7 protein-coding genes and 2 pseudogenes are annotated in these 9155 nt (G+C 51.6%); 4 read left to right on the top strand and 5 right to left on the bottom strand.

The window, feature by feature from the left end; translation table 11 throughout:
• Positions 1-70, bottom strand: a pseudogene (locus INF58_RS21025) (hypothetical protein); the annotation flags it as partial.
• Here INF58_RS21025 and INF58_RS20720 point away from each other — a divergent pair.
• Genes INF58_RS20720 through INF58_RS20710 form a run of 3 tightly spaced genes read left to right on the top strand, consistent with a single transcriptional unit; the run spans position 48 to position 3828 of the window.
• Positions 48-1181, top strand: a complete 1134-nt coding sequence (locus INF58_RS20720) for a polysaccharide export protein (protein WP_193528413.1) — start codon at positions 48-50, stop codon at positions 1179-1181. The pseudogene INF58_RS21025 and the gene INF58_RS20720 sit on opposite strands and share 23 nt — an antisense overlap.
• Positions 1181-1630, top strand: coding sequence for a protein tyrosine phosphatase (locus INF58_RS20715; RefSeq protein WP_226848031.1), 450 nt, complete (start codon positions 1181-1183; stop codon positions 1628-1630). Before INF58_RS20720 ends, INF58_RS20715 begins: the two co-directional genes overlap by 1 nt.
• Positions 1630-3828, top strand: a complete 2199-nt coding sequence (locus tag INF58_RS20710) for a polysaccharide biosynthesis tyrosine autokinase (protein ID WP_193528412.1) — start codon at positions 1630-1632, stop codon at positions 3826-3828. Before INF58_RS20715 ends, INF58_RS20710 begins: the two co-directional genes overlap by 1 nt.
• Before the next feature lie 44 nt (positions 3829-3872).
• On the opposite strand, the gene INF58_RS20705 is transcribed toward INF58_RS20710, so the two are convergent.
• The 3 genes from INF58_RS20705 to INF58_RS20695 form a co-directional block, all read right to left on the bottom strand.
• Positions 3873-5339 (bottom strand): aspartate aminotransferase family protein, encoded by a 1467-nt coding sequence (locus INF58_RS20705; RefSeq protein WP_193528411.1) that lies wholly within the window; start codon positions 5337-5339, stop codon positions 3873-3875.
• 18 nt (positions 5340-5357) lie between these two features.
• Positions 5358-6734 carry a diaminobutyrate--2-oxoglutarate transaminase gene (locus INF58_RS20700; protein ID WP_014884533.1) on the bottom strand — a complete coding sequence of 459 codons (1377 nt, stop codon included), beginning with the start codon at positions 6732-6734 and terminating at the stop codon, positions 5358-5360.
• Positions 6735-7045: 311 nt separating this feature from the next.
• Entirely contained in the window at positions 7046-7489 is a 444-nt protein-coding gene (locus INF58_RS20695) for a hypothetical protein (RefSeq protein WP_193528410.1), read from the bottom strand.
• A 378-nt stretch (positions 7490-7867) separates the two neighbouring features.
• Between INF58_RS20695 and INF58_RS21020 the strand changes: the two are divergent.
• Positions 7868-8690 (top strand): annotated as a pseudogene (locus INF58_RS21020) (integrase); the annotation flags it as partial.
• A 54-nt stretch (positions 8691-8744) separates the two neighbouring features.
• Here the strand turns inward: INF58_RS21020 and INF58_RS20690 are convergent.
• Positions 8745-9155 (bottom strand): hypothetical protein (locus INF58_RS20690; protein WP_193528409.1); only part of this gene is annotated, 411 nt, incomplete at its 5' end.

The following is a 9155-nucleotide window of genomic DNA, read 5'->3' as shown; positions in this document are numbered from 1 at the left end:
CATACACAATGTCATAAGGCTCAAGCTGAAACTCTGTGCCCAGCACCATGGCCGAAGCGTCTTTTGCATTATCTGTAATATTCTTAGCAATAAGTCAGTTGGCGGGATGCGTAATTTCTCCTGGCCAAACGTTAAGTTCCGCAGGCAAAAAAATAATCGCGCCGGCCGATCTTAATAATAGCTTAGATAAACAAATCGAAATTTATCCACTTACGCCCGGATTAATTGAGAAACTACGTCCAGCAGCGGCAAAATCTCAGGCAAATCCTAATCTTGATGAGCAGGTCAAAAACTGGGAATACCGTATTGGTATTGGTGACATCCTGACGGTCACCGTCTGGGATCACCCGGAGCTGACTACGCCCGCGGGACAGTATCGCAGCGCAAGCGATACGGGAAACTGGGTCAATGCCGACGGCACGCTCTTTTATCCTTACGTGGGTAAACTGCACGTGGCGGGAAAAACGGTTTCCGAAGTGCGCGAGGAGATCACCGCGCGGCTGGATAACGTCATTGAAAGCCCCCAGGTGGACGTCAGCGTTGCCGCTTTCCGTTCGCAAAAAGCCTACGTTACGGGAGAAGTGGCGAAATCTGGCCAGCAGGCCATCACCAACATTCCGCTGACGGTAATGGACGCCGTTAATGCCGCCGGTGGGCTTACTGCCGATGCGGACTGGCGGAACGTGGTGCTGACTCACAACGGTCAGGATTCCCGAATTTCCCTGTACGCCCTGATGCAACATGGCGATTTAACCCAGAATAAACTGCTCAACCCTGGCGACATCCTGTTTATTCCCCGCAACGATGCGCTGAAAGTATTCGTGATGGGCGAGGTGGTTAAACAGAGCACGCTGAAGATGGATCGCAGCGGCATGACGCTGGCCGAAGCGCTCGGCAATGCCGGTGGCCTGGACCAGAATATGGCCGATGCCACGGGTATTTTTGTTATTCGCTCGGTACGCGAGTCCGGGAAAATTGCGAATATCTATCAGCTGAATGCAAAAGACGCTTCGGCCATGGTGCTGGGCACAGAGTTTCAGCTTGAGCCTTATGACATTGTGTATGTCACCACCGCACCGCTGTCCCGCTGGAATCGCGTGATAACGCAGCTTGTACCAACGATTAGCGGGGTGCATGACCTCACCGAAACGGTTCGTTACATCAGATCGTGGCCGCAATAATGTTCAAATCGATATTGGTGGTTTGCACCGGAAATATCTGCCGTTCCCCAATTGGAGAACGGCTTTTACGCCAGTACTTGCCTGACAGAGACATCACCTCGGCGGGAATATTTGGCCTTGAGGGTTGCCCGGCGGATGACTGTGCCCAGGACGTAGCCTGGCGACACGGAATTTCCCTGGACGGCCATGTGGCACGCAGGTTGACGCCCGGTCTGATGCAGGGATCCGATCTCATTCTGGTTATGGAGCCGAAACACCTTCACTTTATTTCCGCCATGGCACCGGAGATCAGGGGCAAGTCGCTGCTATTCGGGCAATGGCTGGAGCCGCAGGATATCCCCGATCCCTACCGTAAAAGCCGTGAAGCGTTTGAATATGTGTTCGGACTCTTGGGTAAAGCCAGCCAGGAATGGGCACGTCGATTGGGTCAGAAAGGAATGAAGCATTAATGTCGTCTTACACAACAGACAATTATGGTGCAGCGGCACCGCAACAAAGAGAAATCGATCTTGTCCGGTTGCTCGGCGAAATGATCGACCACCGCGCGATGATTATGTGCGTGACTTTCATTTCTGTCTTATGCGCGGGCCTCTATGCCTGGGTTACGCCGCCTGTTTATCAGGCGGATGCCATGGTGCAAATAGAAAGCAAACAGGATAACAGCCTGCTCAAAGGGTTAAGCCAGCTGGGTTCCACAGTTTCAACGGATGTAGCCCCTGAGATTTTATTGCTGAAATCACGCATGATCCTCGGCGAGACCGTCGACGACTTAGGTTTGACGTTTCAGGCGAAGCAGCGCGTTTTGCCTGTGGTGGGTCGTCTCTGGCAACGCCTGCAAGGGCGAGGGCAGGGCAAAATAACCTTAGGCGAACTCCAGATCCCGCAGGTGGAGGGCAATGCGCAGGAACTCATCCTGACCGTACAGGAAGCAGGAAAGTATCACCTGACGGGCGAAAACATTGAGGCTAACGGTTCGGTCGGGAAAATGCTTGTTAAGCAAGGGATCGTTTTGCTGGTGACCTCGATTGACGCTGAGCCAGGCACGCAGTTTTCGCTTAAGACGCTGACGCGCCTGGAGACAATCACTGCGCTGAAGAAGAGCCTCACGGTTGTGGAGTCGGAGAAACAGAGCGGTATCGTGACCTTAACCCTGACGGGCGAAGATCCTGACAAAATTGCCAGGGTGCTGAATACGATTGCTGAGAATTATCTCCAACAGAATATCGCCCGTCAGGAGGCCCAGGATTCTCGTAGTCTGGCTTTTTTACAGGAGCAGTTGCCGAAAATCAGAACGGAACTGGATCAGGCTGAAGCGCGGCTGAATGCCTACCGGGCGCAGCGCGACTCGGTGGATCTCTCTTTAGAGGCAAAATCCATACTGGATCAGGTTGTTAACGTCGAGAATCAGCTAAATGAGCTGACGTTCCGTGAGGCAGAGATCTCGCAGCTCTTCAAAAAGAATCACCCCACCTACCGTGCATTGCGTGAAAAGAGACAAACCCTTGAGCGGGAACGCGAGCGTCTGAATCAGCGGGTATCAGCAATGCCCTCCACGCAGCAGGAGATTTTACGCCTGAGCCGGGACGTTGAGTCAGGCCGCACGATCTATTTACAGCTACTGACGCGTCAGCAGGAGCTGAATATTTCCCGCTCCAGCGCTATCGGGAACGTGAGGATCATTGACAAGGCGGTTACGCTCCCGGATCCAATAAAGCCGCGAAAAGCGTTAATCATCGTCCTTGGCGCGCTGTTCGGGCTCATGCTCTCAATGGGCGGCGTGCTGGTACACATGGCGTTTAAACGTGGGATTATGCTTTCCGAACAGCTGGAAATGCATGGGATTCCGGTTCTGGCTACGTTGCCTCGTTCCCAGTGGCTGTGGAAAAAAACGCATTTGCGCAGAAAAATTCCGTTTACCCGTCACTGGAAGCACAAAACGCTGGATGTGCCGTTCCTGCCTGTCGATCGGCCTGCTGATATGTTTGTCGAAGCGGTTCGGGGGCTGCGCACCAGCCTTCATTTCTCCATGATGGAGGCTGAGAATCGTATCGTGATGATTTCTGGCCCTACTCAGGACTGCGGTAAAACGCTGGTGGGGACGAACCTGGCGGCCATTGCCGGACAGAGCGGCCAGCGGGTGCTGTTTATCGATGCGGATATGCGTCAGGGCTATGTTCATAACATTTTTGGCCTGGATAACCGCCATGGGCTGTCCAGCGTGCTTGAAGGTAAATGCGACTGTACAGAGGTAATTCAGCGCTTTGAGAAGGGGGGGATCGACGTCATTACCTGCGGCCCGGAACCGCTGCGACCGCTGGAGATGCTGTTAAGCGAACGGTTCCTGGCCGTTATGTCATGGGTTAACGAGCATTATGACATCGTCATCATCGATACCCCGCCAGTGCTGGCCGTCACCGATGCGGCGCTGGTTGCCAGAGCAGCCGGAACGACGCTGATGGTGGCCCGTTTCGATAAAACCAGCGTGAAAGAGATGGAGAATACCATTAAACGTTTGCACCGCGTTGGCGTAAAGGTCAGCGGAACCATTCTTAACGATATCGTTAAGTCCGCAGCGCTGTTATACGGTTCTGAGTGTAGTCAGTATGAATATGGTTATGGTTCGAAGAAAAAGCGGGGCGAGCACTAAGGCGGGGAAAATAATCCCTCTCCCGGGCGGGAGAGGGATAGGCATTACTTCGCCAGGACTTCCTCTGCGGTACGCTCAACCAGAGACAGCAGGACTTTGATGTCCTCCAGCGTCACGGTTGGGTTCAGCAGGGTCAGCTTCAGGCAGGTGACGCCGTTATGCTCGGTCACACCGACGTTTGCACGGCCAGACTCCAGCAGCGCGTCACCAATTTTCTGGTTCAGCAGGGCGATACCCGCGTCGTCCATCTGCACCTGTCCACGGAAGCGGAACAGCACGCTTGCCAGCTGAGGCTGCATCACCAGTTCCAGAGCAGACTGCTCTTTCACATAAGCCGCAACCTGCTGTGCCAGCGTCACGCCGTGGTCGATGATGGCTGCGTATTGCTCCTGACCCAGCGCTTCCAGGCTCATCCACAGTTTCAGCGCGTCGAAACGGCGCGTGGTTTGCAGAGACTTGGAGACCAGGTTAGGCACGCCCGCTTCTTCATCGAACTCTGAGTTCAGATAAGCTGCCTGATAGCGCATCAGCTCATAATGACGCGCTTCTTTCAGCAGGAACGCGCCGCAGCTGATGGTCTGGAAGAACTGCTTGTGGAAGTCCAGGGTTACGGAATCCACCAGCTCAATGCCGTCCAGGTAGTGGCGATACTGCTCAGACATCAGCAGCGCGCCGCCCCAGGCCGCATCAACGTGCACCCAGATATTCTGCTTCGCCGCCAGCTCAGCAATGTCGCGCAGCGGATCGATAGCACCCGCATCGGTCGTGCCGGCGGTGGCTACAATCGCCAGGATCTGCTCGCCGTTCGCGTTGCACTGCTCAATTTTCGCCGCCAGATCGGAGAGATCCATGCGGGAGAATTCGTCCGTTTTCACCTGCACCACGGACTGGTAACCCAGACCCATCAGCGCCATGTTTTTCTGCACGGAGAAGTGTGCGTTTTCCGAGCACAGGACGCGGATTTTACGCAGATCGCCTACCAGACCGTCCTGCTGAACCGAGTGGCCCTGATGGGCGAAGAACGCGTCACGCGCCAGCATCAGGCCCATCAGGTTGCTCTGGGTGCCGCCGCTGGTGAAGACGCCCGCGTCGCCAGCCTGATAACCCACGCGGGTACGCAGCCATTCGATCAGTTTGATCTCAATAATGGTTGCGGACGGGCTTTGATCCCAGGAGTCCATACTCTGGTTGGTGGCGTTAATCAGCACTTCCGCTGCCTGGCTAACCACCAGGCTTGGGCAGTGCAGGTGCGCCACGCACTGCGGGTGATGAACGGACAAACTGTCTTTCAGGAAGAACTCCACGGCGCGTTCAATCGCCGCTTCGTTGCCCAGCCCTTTCGGGTTGAAATCCAGCTTAATACGGTCGCGCAGCTCCGCGACCGTTTTGCCCTGATACATCTCAGGCTGTTTCAGCCACTGCATCACAGCCTGAGTGCTTTGTTCAATCGCCTGCTGGTAAGCTTCAATGCTCTGCGCAGAGGAGAACAAAATTGGGTTTGAATCAGACATCGTATTCAACAACTCCGGTTACGCCGGGCGAACGCCCGCAGCAAGCAGCGCCTGCTCGAATTTATCCAGGAAGATTTTCAGCTCTTCGTCGCTGATCAGCAGAGAAGGCAGCAGACGCAGAACGATACCGTTACGGCCGCCACGCTCCAGAATCAGACCGGCTTCGAAGCACTTCTTCTGGATCAGCGCAGACAGCTCGCCGTCGCCAGGGAAGCAGCCCATGTGGTCAGCGGCTTCGTGCGGCTTAACGATCTCGATACCGATCATCATGCCCAGACCGCGAACGTGGCCGATGACCGGATAACGTTTCGCCATCTCTTTCAGCTGGCCCTTCAGCCATTCGCCCTGTGCGGCCACTTTGCCCGCGATGTTCTGGTCTTTCAGGATCTTCAGCGTCGTCAGGCCAGTTGCCATTGCCAGCTGGTTACCGCGGAAGGTGCCGGTGTGGTGACCAGGCGCCCATGCATCGAACTGCTTCTTGATGCCGAGTACAGCCAGTGGCAGACCGCCGCCAACCGCTTTAGACATCACGATGATGTCTGGCTCGATGCCTGCGTGTTCGAAGGCGAAGAATTTACCGGTACGGGCAAAGCCAGCCTGAACTTCGTCGAGGATCAGCAGAATGCCGTGTTCCTGAGTCACTTTACGAATGCGCTGCAACCACTCAGCCGGAGCCGGGTTCACGCCGCCTTCACCCTGAACGGCTTCCAGGATCACCGCAGCAGGTTTACGCACGCCGCTTTCGACGTCGTTAATCAGGTTATCGAAGTAGTAGGTCAGCGCCTTCACGCCCGCTTCACCACCGATACCCAGCGGGCAGCGGTACTCGTGCGGGTAAGGCATGAACTGCACTTCAGGCATCATGCCGTCAACCGCTTCCTTCGGAGACAGGTTACCGGTGACGGACAGTGCGCCGTGGGTCATACCGTGGTAACCACCAGAGAAACTGATGATACCGCTACGACCGGTCACTTTTTTCGCCAGCTTCAGCGCCGCTTCAACGGCGTCAGCGCCGGATGGGCCAGTAAATTGCAGGCAGTACTCTTTGCCCTGACCAGGCAACAGAGAGAGAAGATATTCTGAAAACGCGTCTTTCAACGGCGTGGTCAGATCCAGGGTATGTAACGGCAAGCCGCTGGTAATGACATTTTGGATGCTTTTCAGCACATCAGGATGATTGTGGCCAAGCGCGAGGGTGCCTGCGCCTGCTAAACAGTCAAGGTATTCTTTATTATCTGCATCGGTGATCCACACGCCTTCTGCTTTCGTGATGGCTAAAGGCAGTTTGCGCGGATAACTCCTGACGTTAGATTCAAACTCGGCCTGACGGGCCAGATAGGTTTCGTTGCTTTTGTGGGCATCTACGGTGTCAATACGGACTTTATCCGTCATCATATCACTCCTACAACCGCCGCTTCGTTATGAGCAACGATTGAATAAAAAGTTAAAAAACAGATGGGGCCTGAAAAAAACGCCGCCAATATAGAGCCTTTTGTCACCAGGCTCAATGGTTAATTTGTTTACTGTTTTGTGACACAGGGCACAGGGGAGGTGGTAACCTCATTTTCTGGCAAAAACTTGCAGTTTATAGCGATTAAAAACAGTGACTTAGATATGAATTGTCAGCATTGTAAAATCAGACAAAAGAGTGTGGCAAATTGTGCGACTGGCAGGCTAAAAGGAGGCGCGGAGCCTCCTTACGCTGTTTATTTCTGGGTAATGCTTAAAATGCCGTGTTCGCGTCCGTTCGTTTTATTCCACGACGCGTCCGTAATGCCGTTCTCATCCAGGCTTAGCGGTATCACAAAACCATTACCGTGAATTTCATAAAAATTGGCGTTCAGGCGTTTAACGCTGGCTTTTTTGCCGTTAACCGTTGCGCTAAAAAAGCCGTTTGAAAGGGTAGCGTTGACCGTATCCGACGAGAATGAGGCTTCACGAAGGGGATCGTGCACGGAAGTCGATGGTTCGTTTTGTGCCGCATTTTCCGCTTTGGTTTTGCTGATATCACACGAGCCATTGCCAGCGCTCATTTGCGTGCACCCCGAGCGCTCTAACTGAGCACGATAGTGTGCGTTAATGGCGAGCGCAGGCGAAACACACCCCGCAAGTACGGCTGCGCTTATCACCATCATTATTAATTTTTTCATTTTATCCCCTCAAAAACGACACAAATAATAAGAAACGTACATAATGCCAATTCCGATACCTGCGCCCATAGCGAAGTCATTGCTGGTTGCCGCGCCATCATATTGTTCATCCAGCGTGACTCGCTGGACCGGTTGCTGATGCGCATCGTTCTGTGCTTTCCGTTCATCATTATAGGTGGTGGTATTAATCCTATTATTGATTTTATAATTTTTTATAGTTGATCTTTTAATTACAATGATAATGGAGCGAAAATATAAATATTCCGTGGCGATAAATATTGAGTATGGAAATGTTTTTTTATTAATGGCCAGGATGAAAACAAATAAGATGGTTGTGTTATTTTTTCTTTGAAATAAATTTATTGTAATAGGATGTTGCAGGTGATGGGAGTTATTATAAATATCCCGAAGCGTGTTGTGTAGCAGTATAGGTCGATGTCAGTAAAACAACTGATCGAGTGCGATGATATTCCCCCTGTAGATGTGGTTGGCGTAGAGTCAATCCATCAGCACTTGAATGTCTACAATCCCTGTTCAAACCCTTCCTGACAGATAATAAAAAAATCTTGGAGAAGTCTCCGATTGATGCCGTAGTGGCTGCACCGTATAAAGCGAGGTTTGGGGCATACAATGCGGCGGCAATGAGAAAATTGTTGGGATGGTCGCTCAGACAGCCTCAAGGCTGGGAAAAGTGGATCACATAGTTGCTTGCATATACCGGAGCCATAAGATGGGAGATCGCAAAACTGGAGAAGGCAGAGTAAATTCGAGGAAGACAGTCAGAGTCACTATCTCCTGACTGTAGAAGGGGGTAGGGGAAAACCTTGATTGCAGCGCGACAAGTTGAGATGCATCCCAAGCTGATCGAGTGGGGTTTCCTCGATTTTGTTAATCGTCAGTGGAAAGATAAAATTTTCTCGCCAGTATCGGGCAACAACATGACTAAGTTCGGCAAAGTTTTAGCAGATATTTGAGATCAGCTGATTATTCCGTATCTGATTGAATATGGACATCACCGCTTAGTGCATAACTTCAGGCACACAATGATCATAACTTGTTAGCTGGTTGGGTTGGTAATTTGGCTCATCTGCAACAGGTGGTTGATCAAGAGAAAAGTGGCTCAGGGATTACACGGCGCTATTTGCATACGTTCCCCTGGTCCTCTGTCTGTTATGTGATTGATGGGATACAATCGAATTAACGGCATAACTAAGAAAGGTTAAATAGCGGAGGGAGCGCCCCTCCGCAACATTTATTATTTATCGCATTTATGCAATTTGATTACACCATTTTCTGCATAAGATTGTACAAAATCAGGGTCATTTACCCAATAATATTTTGATTTTTTATTATCGTAAAACCCTTTCCATCGTAATTCTCCATTTTGTTTATTGATAGTGAGCTCTGCTAGTGGGGTAGTTGAACTTACATTTTTCCAATCAAAATTCATTCCACCTCGACCAAGATCGGCTACGCTATCATAGAAAATAACAACTTTACCTTTGGATATTACATTAGCATGTACATTAACAATGATCTGGTTGTCATTAACAACAAGTGGATTAGGTTTGTTATCGAGAAGAATAGAGAAGCTGTCATCATTACAACTAGTACTCCACATGCCTAAATTTGTATCTGCATGTGTTGCTACTGATATGTATATTAA

Origin of the sequence: Enterobacter cloacae complex sp. P24RS (assembly GCF_014982165.1) — a bacterium.
Classification (GTDB): Bacteria; Pseudomonadota; Gammaproteobacteria; order Enterobacterales; family Enterobacteriaceae; genus Enterobacter; species Enterobacter quasihormaechei.
This window is presented reverse-complemented; position numbering and strand designations above follow the sequence as displayed.

What these genes read in the sequence shown, in the direction of transcription:
- INF58_RS20720 (WP_193528413.1), top strand. Translation starts at nt 48, where the DNA reads ATGGCCGAAGCGTCTTTTGCATTATCTGTAATATTCTTAGCAATAAGT.
- INF58_RS20715 (WP_226848031.1), top strand. Translation starts at nt 1,181, where the DNA reads ATGTTCAAATCGATATTGGTGGTTTGCACCGGAAATATCTGCCGTTCC.
- INF58_RS20710 (WP_193528412.1), top strand. Translation starts at nt 1,630, where the DNA reads ATGTCGTCTTACACAACAGACAATTATGGTGCAGCGGCACCGCAACAA.
- INF58_RS20705 (WP_193528411.1), bottom strand. Translation starts at nt 5,339, where the DNA reads ATGTCTGATTCAAACCCAATTTTGTTCTCCTCTGCGCAGAGCATTGAA.
- INF58_RS20700 (WP_014884533.1), bottom strand. Translation starts at nt 6,734, where the DNA reads ATGATGACGGATAAAGTCCGTATTGACACCGTAGATGCCCACAAAAGC.
- INF58_RS20695 (WP_193528410.1), bottom strand. Translation starts at nt 7,489, where the DNA reads ATGAAAAAATTAATAATGATGGTGATAAGCGCAGCCGTACTTGCGGGG.